Raw genomic sequence first — 14,908 nt, 5'->3', positions numbered from 1 at the left:
CCTTTAGATCCGCCAGTACCCTTTGAGCCTTTAGAACCGTCAGTACCTTTTGAACCTTTAGAACCGTCAGTACCTTTTGAGCCTTTAGAGCCGCCAGTACCTTTTGAACCTTTACTTCCTTTTGACCCTTTAGTACCCTTTGGTCCTTTTGGCCCTTTTTTAAATTCAACAGGGTTATTGATTAAGAATTCAATTACCCCGTTCTCTTGTGCTTGTGTAAGCAGCTCTTCCATTACCATTTTCATTTAAACACTCCACCACTTTCTAATATTTTTATACTTCATTGATAATTTATGGGAGAAATAATGAAAGGGTAATAGACAATAGTTTATTTTTTTGAAAATAACCAAGTAGCCCATAAGCGGCACCATTGTTAAAGACAGAGCATAGTATTCTAAAAAATATGTATTTAATAGGGGTTTTTAAATTGCAAAAATATGAAATTTTTATCAATCCCAAGACATTAAACCAGCTTAATAAAGATATCTGGATGAATGAACATGTGCCGGCAGTCCTCAAAATAGGAAACAATCAATATACAATCGGTTTGGCCTATCGAGGAAATGTGATCCGCAAGAATAAAAAGAAATCCTATAACATTATTTTTCAAAAACCATTCACCGTTAATGGCGCTCATGAGATCCATTTAAACGCAGAGTACAAGGATATCTCACTTAGTCGTAACAAGCTTTCCTTTGATTTCTTTGACTCCATTGGTGTCATCTCTCCTCACTCCCAGCATGTTCTTCTCTATATAAATGGTTTTTGTAAAGGGATTTATTTAGAGATCGAGTCTTTCGATCAATTTCTCTTACAAAAAAGAAATTTACCAAAGGGACCCATTATATATGCAACTAACTATTACGCGAATTTCTCCCTGTTATCACCGAAAAAAAAATTAAAAACGGATTTACTCGAAGGATATACCCTTAAATATGGAGATGAGGATGATTTATCGCATGTAGGAGATTTAATCATTAAAACGAACACCCTTAAAAATGAGGAGTTTGAAGAAGAAATAACAAAGGTGCTAAATGTGGACCAGTATCTAACCTGGCTGGCGGGAGTTGTTTGTACTCAAAATTTTGATGGCTTTATCCATAATTATGCACTTTACCGAAATAGTGAAACCAACACTTTTGAAATAACTCCATGGGATTATGACGGGACTTGGGGCAGAGATCTGCACGGAAAACGGCTTGATCATGATTTTGTACCTATAACTGGGTACAATACCTTAACAGGCAGACTACTTTACGTTTCGGATTTTAAAAAGAAATATTGTGAGATTCTTTCCTGCATTTTAGACAACCATTTTACGGTTGAAATCCAAATAGGAATAATAGAAGATCTCTTTGACACGCTGAAGCCTTATTTACAATTGGACCCTTATATTAACAGTAAAGAAAATACACTTGATTCGGAAAAGGACGTTATTGTTCATTTCATTGAAAAACGGAATAGTTACTTAAAGCAGCAACTAATAAAACTACAGGACGACAAAGTATATGGTTGAATATCATATACTTTTTTTTGCCTATTTTTTTCAAAAAATACGAAAAAGGGCCTCTTTATTAGTACAACGTCATCCCGTGATACATATAGATGGAGTGTAAATGTTTATTTAATAAAGGAGGAAGAAACTTTTATGGATAGAGAACTTATGAACATGCATGTGGGGAAAACAATTAGGGTAGATCGTGGCGGTCCAGAATCCAGAATCGGGAAATTGCTTGCTGTATTTGAAGACTTCTTTGTACTTCTCACAGAAAAAGACGGTGTGGTTTACTATAAAACGAACCATGTCAGAAGTATCACAGAAAGTTCTAAAGATGCAATGAAATTGGGCTTGAAAATTCCTGAAAAATTAGATTTTAAGACTGCAGAAAATTTTCATAAACTTTTAGAAAGCATCAGATTTCAATGGGTGAAAATAAACCGCGATGGTGGTCCAGAGTCTTTAGAAGGTGTACTAAGTGACTCTAACAAACACTATGCCTCTCTCATCGTGAATGAAGAAGTAGTTCGTTTTTCATTGAAGCACATTCGCAACATTAGCTACGGCCTGATGGTAGAGAAATCATCAAATGATGATGAGAGCAGCAACAATTCTGATAACAATAATGAGGATCATGATAGCAAAAAAAATGATGACAACGAAGATAACGAGTAATAACTATTGTCGCTTCTCCAAAAAGAGAAGCGACCCACTATCTCTTAAGGAGGATGAAACATGGGGTTAGAAAAATTTTCAGCTGCATTGGATTTACTAAAAGGGTTTCAGGTAAATCTTTATGTGGGTGAAGACATCTTTAAAGGAAAATTGATTGGTGTAGAAACTGACCATGTGGTTCTGGAAACTGAAAATAAATATATTTTCTACTATAACATTGATAAAATCCAAGCAATTCTAAAAAACACAAAGCAGTTTCAGCCTGAAAACGCATCTGTTGAATTCCAAAAAACTCAGAGCTTAATGGAGCTGTTACGCTCTTTCCAATATTCATGGGTAACGATTTTGAGTATTAATAAGCAAAGTTTTTACGGCGTACTAAGCGAGATTGATGAAGATTTTGTTACGTTGATTAATGGCGAAGAGCGAATCCTAATCAAGGTAGCCCAGATCTCTAATATTTTAAAAGGAGTTATAAAAGAAGAAAAACAAGAGAAAAACAAACAGGAAAAAACGGAAAGCAAGAATGAAACGAATAATCAAGAAAAAGAATCAAAAGAGTCTAGTGAAGAGAAAGATTCAAAAAAGAAAACTGAAACAGACCATTCAAAAGAGTCTAATGAAGTGAAGGATTCAAAAAAGAAAACAGAAACGGACCATTCAAAAGAGTCTAATGAAGTGAAGGTTTCAAAAGAGAAAACGAATAAATCAAAAGAAAAAGATAAAGATCATTTTCCCAATCATTCTCCAAAAGAATATAAGACAGAAACCAAAGCAAATGACAAGAAATCAAAATCAAAATCCCCATCCACCTACGAAAAAATCGAAATAAAAATGGAAGCTGAATCCTCAGAGGTTATGGAACCGAATCACATGGTGGTATGGTCGGGTTCATACAAACATGAACCAACTATAATCGATGATCCTTTAGCAAAAGGAAATATGAACCTTGACGAGTTTGAACCAATGCAAATGTTTAAAAGTGAAATAACAGTATCAAAAAACGAACTGCCTCAAAAAGAATACAAAAAGAGTGAAGCAATGGGTTCCAAATCCACTACCACTTCACCTGCATCTAAAAAAGAAAAGAAACACGAAAAACCTAGAGAAACCGTAAATGCCGTATCTAAGAAAGCTGAAACTTCTTCGCAGGAGAAAGTCTATAACGATACGAATAAAGTATGGAAACAAACAAACCAAGAAACCAGAGGCTTCTTCTTTAACGGTGAACCCGCTCCACGCAGTCAAGAAAGAACGTTCCCATTTGCAGGTTGGCCAAGTAACAATAAGCGAACCTTTAGATTTTAATTGACCACATTGCACATGAAAACATGTATATTGCTCGATCAAACAAATATTTTGAAGGCATCCATGTCCTCTTACAAATAAGAGCTGGGCAAACAAATGAGTTTTTAACATGGATAAAGAAGTGATGATATCAGCCCATCTCTATTTGTGAATGGAAAAACCAAGGAAAGGATGTGAGTAAGTCTGTGAAAATGAAAGAAAATATTGGTAAGTATATAAAAATTGAAATTTCCGGAAAGAAATCCATTTCTGGACTTTTAGTGGATATCGGGAGTGATTTATGGGTAATTTTTAACGGAAATGACTATCTTTATATTCCAACCATTCATATTCAAAATTGGCAGTTTATGAAACAATATGAAATCGATGAAATTACTTTCAACGATGAACCAGCACCCATTTATAACCATAATGAAGAGATCTCATTACGGAAAACTCTAACGGCAGCAAAAGGAATTTTTACGGAAATTTATGTCACAAGTAACCAAGCTTTACATGGTTATATCATTAGTATCATGAATAATTACTTTGTTTTTTACTCCCCCATCTACAAAACTATGTTCATTTCGTTAAACCATTTAAAATGGTTAATTCCGTATACGAACAATCAGCGTCCTTATGGCCTCAGTAACGCCAGTCTGCCTGTAAGTCCAAGCAACCTCTCATTTGCCAGGTCCTTTGAGGTCCAGATTGAAAAATTAGTTGGAGAGTTAATCGTCTTTAATATCGCTGAAAATGAAAATGTAATCGGAAAAATTCAATCCATTAATAATAATTTTGTTGAATTAATTAGTGCAAAAGAAGACCCAATTCATATTAACCTCCAGCACATTAAAACCGTGCATATGACATAGCTCATTTTTTTTAGCCCCGTTTTAAACAAGCTTTTTCATGCAGCCAAATAAGAAAAATCTAAAAAGAGTGTCGTGTGACACTCTTTTTAATTGGAGCGAATCGACAATCAGGATAGTGAACGATTAGTTGCGGCTGGTATATTACCGTTTTGTTTTCTGGTAAACCCGTGATACCTGGTTCCTTGGAATACTAGTTCTCCGATATCACCTTCAGCCAAAAGGCCGTAGTCCCTTCCGCTGACGGCAAATTCCATTCGATCCCCGCTTTCAAATTGAAATGTTGCATAATACCAAGTACTTGAGGAGTGGTCAGCTCCTCCTCCTCCACTGACTTCGGTTCTTTTGGAGATTAAGACTGCGTCAACATGCAAGCGTGGTTGTTTATTATTATGGCTCCATTGTTTTATCCCCATTATGATGATAAATAAAATGAATCCCGCAATAGCGATAAAAAAAATCGGAAATACGAATTCGATAATGGAAAAAAAATCGATCCCCTCATTAATCTCCATCCAAACTCCCCCTTTATTTATTAGAACGAATTATTTATCTATATGTTTCAAAATTATTGAAAAAAATTAGTACAAATACGCCCTGTTAACCATATGTAATTCCATCCTGTTATTTCTTCTCTATGTAAATTTTCATCAGAAAAATGTTGAGTCTTTTTGGTGTTGGCAGCTTATATGCTATGCTAATGATACATTGGTTAAAGTAGGTGTTTTGATGAAACGAATTATTTTATTTGACGGTGAATGTAATCTTTGCAACAACAGTGTGCAATTCATTTTAAAAAGAGATCCTAATGGGAAATTTCACTTTACCTCTCTTAAAGGAAAGATTGGTCAGGGTTTGTTGAAAAAACATGGCCAAGAGATGGCTGTTAATAGCTTTGTTTTAATAGAGGATGAAAAATTATACTTAAAATCCAATGCTGCTTTACGTGTGTGCAGGCAGCTAAATGGTCTTTGGAAGCTGTTGACGATCTTCCTGGTCATTCCCCCTTTCGTAAGAGATTTTGTTTATGATATCGTGGCAGCTAACCGGTATAAATGGTTTGGAAGAAACGAAAGTTGTCTGCTTCCATCCTCTAAGTGGAAAGACAGATTTTTAGAATAGCAGTTAGATAGGAGTGGATCACTGGGCTATATCCTTAATGGGGAACAGCAACTTAATTGATCATAAGAATCATCCCTGAAAGGATTGCTTATGAAATTGACCAATAAAGCTAAAAAGAATCTCCCCATCCGTTGGAAAGGTCAATTCTGGCTTAAGTTTTTTATACATAGCCTGATAAGGTTCGGGTACCCAGATATAGTGGTGGATATAATCGGTTAAGACAAAACCGCATTTTTTCCAAAAAACATTCCGGGCCTGATTTTCCGGCGTTTCTTCCGCTTCGACTTCAATCACTAAACTAGTACAATTTCCCAAAGTCATCGCCCAATCTTCGATATATTCCAACATCCGAATCCCCTTCCCCTGCCCTCTTTGTTCCTTTTTCACCGCCAAATAATCGATAAGCAACGACTCTGTTTCTTTCAATTTTCCGGTTAATGCCATCGCTGCTGCTCGCCCATCAATAAAACAGATATGCAGAAAACAAATTTGTTTCCGAAACATATTTCGGATAATCTTTTCCGGTTTTGCCCCTTTATCAGCAAATGCCTGTTCATAAATTGGAGAAACTTCTTTCCATATATCTTCATTCCACTGATCAAACGTCATAAATTCCACTGTTTTGTAACCTCACTTTTAAAAAGGACATTTAGGTAAATCTATAATAGCAAATACACTGTACAGGATGCCAACACAAAAAAAAGGAACCTTTGAATAGCTTCAAAGGTTCAAATAAAGAACTTAGTGGTCTAGGCTAAGCTCTCACAATTAGGAGGTCTAAACTCAGAAGAATTTAAACAAGTTCATTTTACCATTTTCGGAATCTTCTATCAATAATTTATTACTGTAAAGTAGGAAAGTAATACCAAAGACTTATTTTACAATATTAAAAATAGTCCTTCCCTTTTATACCTAATCCATATCCATGCATGTTTTATTTACACTAGAACGAAAATAAAAGTGATTTTAACTCGAAAAAATTATTTTAAAAAACTTAAAAATTATTTGTTGACATACATGTATATACAAGTTAGAATGAAACCGTAAACAAAACTTGTATATACAAGCTGGGATGCGTAATGAAACCGTACACAACGCTTGAATAGAAAGGTTAGAAAATTTAAGGGAAAGAAAATGGTCATCACACCATTTATTTAGGGGGAAAGAAAATGACGAAGTATACGGATCCTTCGAAGGAATTACTACAACACATTGGTGGTATAGAAAACATTGCAGCCGTAACCCACTGTGTAACAAGAATGCGTTTTGTTTTAAATGATCCAAGTAAAGCAAACGTAAAAGAAATTGAATCCATTAAACTTGTAAAAGGTACATTTACCCAAGCCGGACAATTCCAGGTTATCATCGGTAACGAAGTACCTAGCTTTTATAATGAATTTGTAAAAATTACAGGTGTTGATGGCACTTCTAAAGAAGAAGCCAAGAAAGCAGCCAAGCAAAATCAGAACTGGATTCAGCGTATGATGGGACATTTAGCTGAAATCTTCACTCCATTAATCCCTGCCCTAGTAGTCGGAGGTTTGATCCTCGGTTTCCGAAATATAATTGGTGATATTAAACTATTAGATAACGGTACAAAGACAATCATTGAAGTTTCTCAATTCTGGGCAGGTGTTCACTCATTCCTTTGGTTGATTGGCGAAGCAATATTCCACTTCCTTCCAGTCGGAATCACCTGGTCAGTGGCGAAAAAAATGGGCGCATCTCAAATTCTTGGAATCGTTCTTGGTATTACCTTAGTATCACCACAATTATTAAATGCTTACGCTGTTGCCGGTGCAAAAGAAATTCCTACATGGGATTTTGGATTTGCACACATTAAAATGATTGGTTACCAAGCACAAGTTATCCCTGCGATCTTAGCTGGTTTAACATTAGGTTTCTTTGAAACAAGACTACGTAAAATCGTTCCAAATTCCATATCTATGATTGTTGTACCATTCTTTGCATTAGTTCCAACAGTATTAATCGCACACACCATCCTAGGTCCGATCGGCTGGAAAATTGGCGCTGGTATCTCTCACGTTGTTTACTCTAGCTTAACATCATCCTTTGGCTGGTTGTTTGCCGCAGTATTCGGATTCGCTTATGCTCCACTCGTTATTACTGGTTTACACCATATGACAAATGCAATTGACCTTCAATTAGTAAGTCAATTTGGCGGAACAAACCTATGGCCAATGATTGCTTTATCAAATATTGCTCAAGGTTCAGCTGTTCTTGCCATGATCTTTATCAACCGTAAAAATGAAGAAGAAAAGCAAGTTTCAATCCCAGCAACGATCTCCTGTTATCTAGGTGTAACAGAGCCGGCGATGTTTGGTATTAACCTTAAATACGGCTTCCCATTCTTAGCTGCGATGATTGGTTCGATGATTGCAGCGGTTGTATCAGTGGCAAGCGGCGTAATGGCAAACTCCATTGGAGTCGGCGGTATTCCTGGTATTCTGTCTATTCAGCCAAAACATATGGCAATGTTTGCGATCTGTATGGTGATTGCAATTGTAGTTCCATTTATCTTAACTACTATCTTTTCAAAAACTCGTTTGAATAAGTCTAAGTTAACCAATTAATCAGCACTCCTTACAGGAGGGAGACCATCTCCCTCCTTTTCCACATTAGAACAATCAAAAAATTTAGGCAGGTGTTTAGTATGTCAACAGCATGGTGGAAGAAAGCAGTCGTCTATCAAATTTATCCAAAAAGCTTTAATGACACAACAGGAAATGGTACCGGAGATATTCAAGGTATTATCGAAAAGTTAGATTATTTAAAAGAACTCGGTGTCGATGTCCTTTGGCTGACACCTATTTATCAATCTCCACAGCGTGATAATGGGTATGATATCAGTGATTACTACTCGATTCATGAAGAGTATGGAACAATGGAGGATTTTGACTTACTGCTTGAAGAAGCGCATAAACGCGGTATCAAAATTATTATGGATATCGTTATTAACCATACATCGACGGAGCATGAATGGTTTAAACAAGCTAAATCGTCTAAAGACAATCCATATAGAGACTTCTACATTTGGAAAGACGGACAAAATGGCGAAGCCCCTACCAACTGGGAATCTAAATTTGGCGGATCAGCGTGGGAATACGATGAAACAACCGAACAATACTATCTACATTTATTCGATGTAACACAAGCGGACTTAAACTGGGAAAATGAACAGCTCCGTGCCGCTCTCTATGAGATGATGCATTTTTGGTTAAAGAAAGGTGTCGACGGATTCCGTTTGGATGTCATCAATTTAATTTCTAAAGACCAGCACTTCCCTCAGGATGACAGCGACGGCCGCAAGTTTTATACAGATGGTCCTCGAATTCATGAATTCTTACATGAAATGAATGAACAAGTCTTTTCGAAATATGATATTATGACAGTTGGAGAAATGTCTTCGACTTCCATCGATAATTGTATTCGTTACACGAACCCAGACCAACAAGAATTAAATATGACCTTTAGCTTTCATCACCTAAAAGTGGATTATCCAAATGGTGATAAATGGACAAAAGCGGATTTTGATTTTCAAGCTTTGAAAGATATCTTGTCTAAATGGCAAATCGAAATGAACGAAGGCGGCGGCTGGAATGCCCTTTTCTGGTGCAATCATGACCAGCCAAGAGCAGTCTCCCGCTTCGGTGATGACATCCATTATCATAAGGAATCCGCCAAAATGCTCGCAACAACGCTTCATCTCATGCAGGGAACTCCTTATATTTATCAAGGCGAAGAATTCGGAATGACCAATCCAAATTTCAATGCTATAGACAAATACCGTGATGTCGAGTCATTAAATATGTTTCAAATTTTGAAAAATAGAGGCCTTGAAGAACAACAAATCCTTGAAATTTTGAAGCAAAAATCGCGCGACAATTCAAGAACACCTGTTCAATGGAATGATCGAAAAAATGCCGGATTTACGACGGGCACTCCTTGGATTGATACAGCGGCAAATTATAACGAAGTTAACGCTGAAAAGGCAGTTCAAGAATCAGATTCTATCTTCTATCACTATCAAAAACTGATTCAATTACGCAAAGAGATTGATGTGATTACGGATGGTGATTTCCAATTAATTTTAGGACAAGACCCTGACCTTTTTGCGTTTATCAGAACCAGCCGTGCAGAAAAAGTACTCGTTGTTAACAATTTTTACGGTCGAGAAAAGAGATTTATTCTTCCTCCGCATTTAAATCTTGATGAGGCTGATAGTGAAATGTTAATCTCTAACTATGAGGACTCCCCTGCACACCTAGACCATGAGATGATGCTGCGGGCTTATGAGTCGATCGTGTACTATCTGAAAAATTGATCGGAGATGTCAGTATGACAAACAAGTACCTAACCATATATGAATCAATAGTTGAGCAAATCAAAAATGGAGAATTAGCTCCACAGACGCTTCTACCCTCTGAAAATGAGTTAAAGGATCAATATGATACCTCGAGGGAAACGATCAGAAAAGCATTAAATTTGCTCTCCCAAAATGGCTATATTCAAAAGGTTAGAGGAAAAGGTTCCATTGTCATTGACATCAGTAAATTTGACTTTCCAGTTAGCGGTTTAGTTAGTTTTAAGGAACTAGCAAGTAAAATGGGCAGTAAGCCCGTAACTCTTGTCAATGAGCTGGCCTTAATTAAGCCTGATGGCTACATCCGCCAACAGCTGCAGCTGGGTGGAAAAGAGTTGGTTTGGAAGGTAGTCCGCACAAGGGAAATGGGCGGAGAAAAAATCATTTTAGATAAAGATTATTTATGCAGCAGTCTTGTTCCTTCTCTTACAGAAGAAATATGTGCTGACTCGATTTATGAATATCTAGAAAATGAACTTAAGCTGACAATCAGCTTTGCCAAAAAAGAAATCATTGTCGAAGAACCAACCGCCGAAGACCGCTCACTTCTTGATCTTGAAGGGTTTCACAATGTGGTGGTCATTAAAAACCATGTCTACTTAGATGATGCCACACTGTTCCAATACACGGAATCAAGGCACCGACCCGATAAATTTCGCTTTGTGGATTTTGCTAGAAGATGACAATGCTGTTAGGAGACCTTGAATGAAAAGGTCTCCTTTTCCTTTTTGATACAGTTGTCCAAACATCCCCTCTTTTTTGGCATATTCTATTATGAATCTTAAAAAATCGAGGTGATAAAATGAACGACAGGAAACTCGTCCTAACAATCCTAGGTAGTGCTGGCGGTCTCGCAAGATCACTCCTCGCTCTCCTAAATAAAGCAAGCCTAGATCAACATGACCCCATTCAACAAAAGCTGTACAACAGTACCATCCACTTAATTGACTACAAACAACGACCACTTGATTATTATCAGAGGATCTGCCCCAATCTTATTCACCAATTAACGATTCACCAAATGGATTTGAAGGACACAATTATCCTAAGAAACTTTTTAAAAGAATCCCATACAGCCCTTGTCATAGACGTATCATTAGCTGATTCTGTTGAAATGCTAGACTGCTGCAACCAGCTGGGTGTACATTATGTTAACAGTGCTTTGGAAAATATCTATATCCAGGATCATGCCAATGATTACAAAGGCTTTCCGTTGATTGAACGACTTCGTTTTTTTGAAAAATATAAACAGGATTATACCAACTTAAAAGCGATTATCTGTTCCGGGATGAACCCTGGTGTGGTTCAATGGATGGCCATCGAACTGATGAATCACTATCCTAACGAGCAGCCTCTAGCCTGCTTGATTGTCGAACATAATTCCTCCTTCTTAAAACTACAGACAGCGGCTAACAAGAATGCCGTTTATACGACTAAGCCTCCTGATCGGTTCCTGACAACGGCCATCCAAAATTTTCCGATGTTTATGCAAAATAGGACCCCGCTCTTCCTTAATGAACAGGTCTATGACCTAGGATTCAGGGCAACATTAGGGGACAAGCAGTTTCATGGCTGTTTACTGCCAAACGAAGCAGTTTATTTCCTGTGCAAACAGTATGATATGGAAGGGGGATACTTGTATAAAGTAAATGATCATACAACAAGCCTGATTAGAGAGAATGTAAATCATCCGGATAAAATAGGGAAGTTGGATAAGACCATTCTCGCCCCCCTCCTATCCCCTCTTGATGGAGAGAATTTAGTCGGGGTTCTCCTTATCTATCCTGATAAAGAACGATATATGTATCATGGCTTATCCAATGAGGGTAGTATGGAGCGGTTTAATACAAACGCCGCCTATTTTCAGGCTGCCAGCGGATTATATGCAGCCCTCGCCGTTATCCTAAATGACGGAATCCCGAATGGAGTCTATTCTGTGGACGAGCTTTTATTAAAAACAACTAATCACTATGGACAGTACCTCTCCTGCCATCTGACAGACTTTGTATGTGGAGAAAACACACAAACAGATGGTCTTTTATTAGAACGGATGAAAAATCCACGGACTAGTTAACTTTTGTCATCCTAAGCAGCAATTGCTACAATAAAGGTAACTTAACTCTCGAGGTGAATAGTATGTGCGGCCGCTTCACATTAACAGCATCCATTGATGAGATCATGGATCGTTTCGATATCCAATCTTTCTTAAACGAGGAACTGTATGCTCCAAGTTATAATATTGCTCCCTCACAGTTGGTTCTGGCAGTTATCAATGATGGTTCCTCAAATCGGATGGGCTTTTTAAAATGGGGTCTTGTCCCGCCATGGGCCAGCGATCCCTCGATTGGCAATAAAATGATTAATGCCCGAGCAGAAACAATTACCGAAAAACCCAGTTTTCGTAATGCCTTCAAGAAGAAACGCTGTTTGGTGATCGCTGACAGTTTTTATGAATGGAAACGCCATAGTGATAAAACGAAGACCCCGATGCGGATTAAACTAAAGTCAAATGAGTTATTTGCCATGGCAGGTCTCTGGGAAGGTTTTAAAACACAGGACGGGAAAACACTTTATTCGTGTTCCGTTATCACTACAGGTCCTAATGAACTAATGAAAGACATTCATGATCGCATGCCTGTCATTTTAAAACGTGAAGACGAGTCCCTCTGGCTTAACCCGGAGATTGCCGATCCGAACAGGTTAACACCTTTGCTTATTCCCTTTGATGAGAATGTAATGGATACCTACGAGGTTTCCTCCTTGGTGAATTCACCTAAGAATAATACGATTGAGCTAATCCAAAACTTATGTTAAGCCCTTTTTTAAAAAATATTTTTTAAAATGGACATGTTCACTACATGCACGTACAAGCACCAACATATGCTGTACTAACCCATAAAAGTTTTCCTTCTTTCGAAAGTGGCAGACCCACTTTCTTTTTTTTGTCTTGACGGTGATCTTTCAATTGTTCTGATTCTCCCTGCCTGCGAATATAGTAAGAGATACAGCAATAGGTTTCCTTTAAGGAAGGAGGCTAAAAGATGTTTTTTATCCCAACAAATGTAACGATTGGTGATGTGAAGATTAATAGTCCGGACCATTCAAGTTCTATAAATTTTGGACCGACCTTGCTCAAAGGAATCAATGTTTATGGCAAAAAATCACAAGGATTTGGCCAGCAAATGGCCGATGCTACAGTAACGGTAATCCCCATCCATCTTGTTCTAGATGATGATCTCATCGATTCACCCGACAGTAAGCAAAACGGTCTTGGATAAAACTCCTGAATAGGGATGATAAAAAATAGATGCTTAGGAGTGATACAGTTGAATCTCGCCCCAATGGCCATAAATTTTTTAGGCTTTAAAGTGAATTCATTAGATAATGCCGCCTTCATTAATCTTGGACCCAATCAATTTATTGATCAATTCAACTCCTATAAAAGGAACCAAGGGGTCGGCGAACAAAACGGTGATTTATCCCCGGTTAACATCCCGATCTCGTATGTGGTGGACCCAGATTTAACCGACAGCAACACCACGAAAAACAGTTTGGTGTAATAGGAGGGGATCCTGTTGATTTTTGCACCTATGAACGTCAATTTTGGCGATATGAAAATCAATGTATTTGACCATGGCTCCATTCTCAACATGGGACCAAATCAAATGACCGATGTGTTTATTTCCTATAAACGGAATCAGGGCTATGGTGAACAAAATGGCGATATTGCCCCCATGCTGATTCCCATCTCTTTTTTACTAGATAATGATGTGAGTGACTCTGCGACTGTGAAAAATAGTATTTTATAATGATTCTGGGAACTTCTTTCTATAGAAGTTCCTTTATTTTTGAGCAATAGAATAATAATAAAAGTAATTTGTTTCTTTTTTAAAGCCTATTTTTTCATAGAGCCTTTGGGCGTTATCGTTATCGTTTGCTGTTTCTAAGAATAGCCCCTTTGCTCCTGTTTCTGTTGCAAATTGAATGGCTGTTTGCAGTAAATTCTCACCAACGCCTCTCCCTCTGGCTTCTTTTTTTACATAAAGATCATTTAAAATCCATGAAGGCTTCATGCTGACACTTGAAAAGGAAGGATATAGCTGCACAAACCCCAGCGGCTGATCGCCGTCAAAGGCAATAAAGGCAACAGATTGATCGTTGCTGATTCTTTCTCTTAAGAACTGTTTAGCACCTTCCAAATCCGATTCTTGTTTGTAAAAAAGCCGGTACAAATCAAACAACTTTGTCAGCGGTTCAAGTTCAGTTATGGTTGCTCGTTGGATAAACATGTATGGTCCCCCTTGTACTTTACTAAACATATTATAGCAATATTTCCCACTTGGTAGATTTTTATTTTAAGAGGAAGGATTATTTATAGTAAATGAAGAATTCTTTTGTGAAGTCATCATAGTGAGGTGTTAGGGTAGTGGGTATTAAACAGTACAACAGTGAGATAAAATTTTATGAGAAGGTCATCCCGTATAATGATCGTCTAGCACCTCTATTCATTCGCAACAGTTTATATTCACTCATTCCAGAAGGTACTCAGCATATTTATGTGGTAGGGATTGGTTCTAATTTAATAAGTGGTGACAGCCTGGGACCCTTTGTTGGGACTTTGCTTCGTAACACTTTCCCCAATCATTTAACGGTACTGGGGAATCTTGAGTGCCCAATGGATGCAACCACCATCGTTCAGAAAATTTCCGGGCATATTTTTCCTAAAAATAGCTTTGTCATTTCAATTGATAGTGTGCTCGGCTCTGTAGATTTTGTTAACTCGATTGTATTACGACCAGGACCGCTGCAGCCGGGCCTAGGCCTTGGGCAAAACCTTCCTCCAATTGGCGACTGTAGTGTGATGGGGGTTGTTCTGACAAATGAGGCAGTATTGGGGAGCGCTTTATTATATACGAATCTGCATTTAATTTACACGATGGCAACCAATATTGCCAAAGGTATTTCGCTGGCAGTGAGGCAATTTTTTAGATATCCTTCCGACCATCCTATTTTATCTGTTAACTAAATTTTAAAAAGCCTTGAAGGAGCCAAGGCTTTTTGTGTTAAGTC

General features: G+C 37.6%; 18 protein-coding genes. 14 read left to right on the top strand and 4 right to left on the bottom strand.

What is annotated here, in order from left to right; all coding sequences use genetic code 11:
• On the bottom strand, positions 1–245 hold a 245-nt coding region (locus tag J7E81_RS22980), incomplete at its 3' end, for a hypothetical protein (protein WP_215045858.1).
• Between the two features lie 182 nt (positions 246–427).
• Here J7E81_RS22980 and J7E81_RS22975 point away from each other — a divergent pair.
• The 4 genes from J7E81_RS22975 to J7E81_RS22960 all read left to right on the top strand — a co-directional run bounded on the left by J7E81_RS22975 (position 428) and on the right by J7E81_RS22960 (position 4,335).
• The gene (locus J7E81_RS22975) at positions 428–1,516 is read left to right on the top strand and encodes a CotH kinase family protein (protein ID WP_251028826.1); all 1,089 of its coding nucleotides are present in this window, start codon (positions 428–430) and stop codon (positions 1,514–1,516) included.
• Between the two features lie 132 nt (positions 1,517–1,648).
• Positions 1,649–2,173 (top strand): hypothetical protein, encoded by a 525-nt coding sequence (locus J7E81_RS22970; RefSeq protein ID WP_215045856.1) that lies wholly within the window; start codon positions 1,649–1,651, stop codon positions 2,171–2,173.
• Between the two features lie 60 nt (positions 2,174–2,233).
• Positions 2,234–3,481, top strand: coding sequence for a hypothetical protein (locus J7E81_RS22965; RefSeq protein WP_215045854.1), 1,248 nt, complete (start codon positions 2,234–2,236; stop codon positions 3,479–3,481).
• A 191-nt stretch (positions 3,482–3,672) separates the two neighbouring features.
• On the top strand, positions 3,673–4,335 hold the full coding sequence (locus J7E81_RS22960; protein ID WP_251028829.1) for a DUF2642 domain-containing protein: 663 nt from the start codon (positions 3,673–3,675) through the stop codon (positions 4,333–4,335).
• A gap of 107 nt (positions 4,336–4,442) precedes the next feature.
• Here J7E81_RS22960 and J7E81_RS22955 read toward each other — a convergent pair whose 3' ends face one another.
• Entirely contained in the window at positions 4,443–4,847 is a 405-nt protein-coding gene (locus tag J7E81_RS22955; RefSeq protein WP_215045850.1) for a DUF2500 domain-containing protein, read from the bottom strand.
• A gap of 214 nt (positions 4,848–5,061) precedes the next feature.
• Between J7E81_RS22955 and J7E81_RS22950 the strand changes: the two genes are divergently transcribed.
• On the top strand, positions 5,062–5,454 hold the full coding sequence (locus J7E81_RS22950) for a thiol-disulfide oxidoreductase DCC family protein (protein WP_215045848.1): 393 nt from the start codon (positions 5,062–5,064) through the stop codon (positions 5,452–5,454).
• A gap of 69 nt (positions 5,455–5,523) precedes the next feature.
• Here J7E81_RS22950 and J7E81_RS22945 read toward each other — a convergent pair whose 3' ends face one another.
• Positions 5,524–6,063 (bottom strand): GNAT family N-acetyltransferase, encoded by a 540-nt coding sequence (locus tag J7E81_RS22945; RefSeq protein ID WP_215045914.1) that lies wholly within the window; start codon positions 6,061–6,063, stop codon positions 5,524–5,526.
• 560 nt (positions 6,064–6,623) lie between these two features.
• Between J7E81_RS22945 and treP the strand changes: the two genes are divergently transcribed.
• The 8 genes from treP (at position 6,624) to J7E81_RS22905 (ending at position 13,647) form a co-directional block, all read left to right on the top strand.
• Entirely contained in the window at positions 6,624–8,048 is a 1,425-nt protein-coding gene (gene treP / locus J7E81_RS22940) for a PTS system trehalose-specific EIIBC component (RefSeq protein ID WP_215045846.1), read from the top strand.
• An 80-nt stretch (positions 8,049–8,128) separates the two neighbouring features.
• Entirely contained in the window at positions 8,129–9,799 is a 1,671-nt protein-coding gene (gene treC / locus J7E81_RS22935; protein ID WP_215045844.1) for an alpha,alpha-phosphotrehalase, read from the top strand.
• Between the two features lie 14 nt (positions 9,800–9,813).
• Positions 9,814–10,521 (top strand): trehalose operon repressor, encoded by a 708-nt coding sequence (treR, locus tag J7E81_RS22930; protein WP_215045842.1) that lies wholly within the window; start codon positions 9,814–9,816, stop codon positions 10,519–10,521.
• A gap of 119 nt (positions 10,522–10,640) precedes the next feature.
• Positions 10,641–11,912, top strand: a complete 1,272-nt coding sequence (locus J7E81_RS22925; RefSeq protein WP_215045840.1) for an S-adenosylmethionine decarboxylase related protein — start codon at positions 10,641–10,643, stop codon at positions 11,910–11,912.
• Positions 11,913–11,974: 62 nt separating this feature from the next.
• Positions 11,975–12,652 carry an SOS response-associated peptidase gene (locus J7E81_RS22920; protein ID WP_215045838.1) on the top strand — a complete coding sequence of 226 codons (678 nt, stop codon included), beginning with the start codon at positions 11,975–11,977 and terminating at the stop codon, positions 12,650–12,652.
• A 227-nt stretch (positions 12,653–12,879) separates the two neighbouring features.
• Positions 12,880–13,116, top strand: coding sequence for a hypothetical protein (locus tag J7E81_RS22915; RefSeq protein ID WP_215045836.1), 237 nt, complete (start codon positions 12,880–12,882; stop codon positions 13,114–13,116).
• A 48-nt stretch (positions 13,117–13,164) separates the two neighbouring features.
• Positions 13,165–13,398, top strand: coding sequence for a hypothetical protein (locus tag J7E81_RS22910; protein WP_215045834.1), 234 nt, complete (start codon positions 13,165–13,167; stop codon positions 13,396–13,398).
• Between the two features lie 15 nt (positions 13,399–13,413).
• The gene (locus J7E81_RS22905) at positions 13,414–13,647 is read left to right on the top strand and encodes a hypothetical protein (protein ID WP_215045832.1); all 234 of its coding nucleotides are present in this window, start codon (positions 13,414–13,416) and stop codon (positions 13,645–13,647) included.
• Positions 13,648–13,680: 33 nt separating this feature from the next.
• On the opposite strand, the gene J7E81_RS22900 is transcribed toward J7E81_RS22905, so the two are convergent.
• Positions 13,681–14,127 (bottom strand): GNAT family N-acetyltransferase, encoded by a 447-nt coding sequence (locus J7E81_RS22900; protein ID WP_215045830.1) that lies wholly within the window; start codon positions 14,125–14,127, stop codon positions 13,681–13,683.
• A 137-nt stretch (positions 14,128–14,264) separates the two neighbouring features.
• Between J7E81_RS22900 and yyaC the strand changes: the two genes are divergently transcribed.
• The gene (yyaC, locus tag J7E81_RS22895) at positions 14,265–14,864 is read left to right on the top strand and encodes a spore protease YyaC (RefSeq protein ID WP_308162267.1); all 600 of its coding nucleotides are present in this window, start codon (positions 14,265–14,267) and stop codon (positions 14,862–14,864) included.
• Positions 14,865–14,908 lie beyond the last annotated feature (44 nt).

The organism is Bacillus sp. ISL-18, assembly GCF_018613415.1.
In the GTDB taxonomy this organism is placed as follows: domain Bacteria; phylum Bacillota; class Bacilli; order Bacillales; family Cytobacillaceae; genus Neobacillus.
The sequence above is the reverse complement of the archived record's forward strand: the minus strand, read 5'-3'. Positions and strand labels throughout refer to the sequence as shown.

What these genes read in the sequence shown, in the direction of transcription:
- J7E81_RS22970 (WP_215045856.1), top strand. Translation starts at nt 1,649, where the DNA reads ATGGATAGAGAACTTATGAACATGCATGTGGGGAAAACAATTAGGGTA.
- J7E81_RS22965 (WP_215045854.1), top strand. Translation starts at nt 2,234, where the DNA reads ATGGGGTTAGAAAAATTTTCAGCTGCATTGGATTTACTAAAAGGGTTT.
- J7E81_RS22960 (WP_251028829.1), top strand. Translation starts at nt 3,673, where the DNA reads ATGAAAGAAAATATTGGTAAGTATATAAAAATTGAAATTTCCGGAAAG.
- J7E81_RS22955 (WP_215045850.1), bottom strand. Translation starts at nt 4,847, where the DNA reads ATGGAGATTAATGAGGGGATCGATTTTTTTTCCATTATCGAATTCGTA.
- J7E81_RS22950 (WP_215045848.1), top strand. Translation starts at nt 5,062, where the DNA reads ATGAAACGAATTATTTTATTTGACGGTGAATGTAATCTTTGCAACAAC.
- J7E81_RS22945 (WP_215045914.1), bottom strand. Translation starts at nt 6,063, where the DNA reads ATGACGTTTGATCAGTGGAATGAAGATATATGGAAAGAAGTTTCTCCA.
- treP (WP_215045846.1), top strand. Translation starts at nt 6,624, where the DNA reads ATGACGAAGTATACGGATCCTTCGAAGGAATTACTACAACACATTGGT.
- treC (WP_215045844.1), top strand. Translation starts at nt 8,129, where the DNA reads ATGTCAACAGCATGGTGGAAGAAAGCAGTCGTCTATCAAATTTATCCA.
- treR (WP_215045842.1), top strand. Translation starts at nt 9,814, where the DNA reads ATGACAAACAAGTACCTAACCATATATGAATCAATAGTTGAGCAAATC.
- J7E81_RS22925 (WP_215045840.1), top strand. Translation starts at nt 10,641, where the DNA reads ATGAACGACAGGAAACTCGTCCTAACAATCCTAGGTAGTGCTGGCGGT.
- J7E81_RS22920 (WP_215045838.1), top strand. Translation starts at nt 11,975, where the DNA reads ATGTGCGGCCGCTTCACATTAACAGCATCCATTGATGAGATCATGGAT.
- J7E81_RS22915 (WP_215045836.1), top strand. Translation starts at nt 12,880, where the DNA reads ATGTTTTTTATCCCAACAAATGTAACGATTGGTGATGTGAAGATTAAT.
- J7E81_RS22900 (WP_215045830.1), bottom strand. Translation starts at nt 14,127, where the DNA reads ATGTTTATCCAACGAGCAACCATAACTGAACTTGAACCGCTGACAAAG.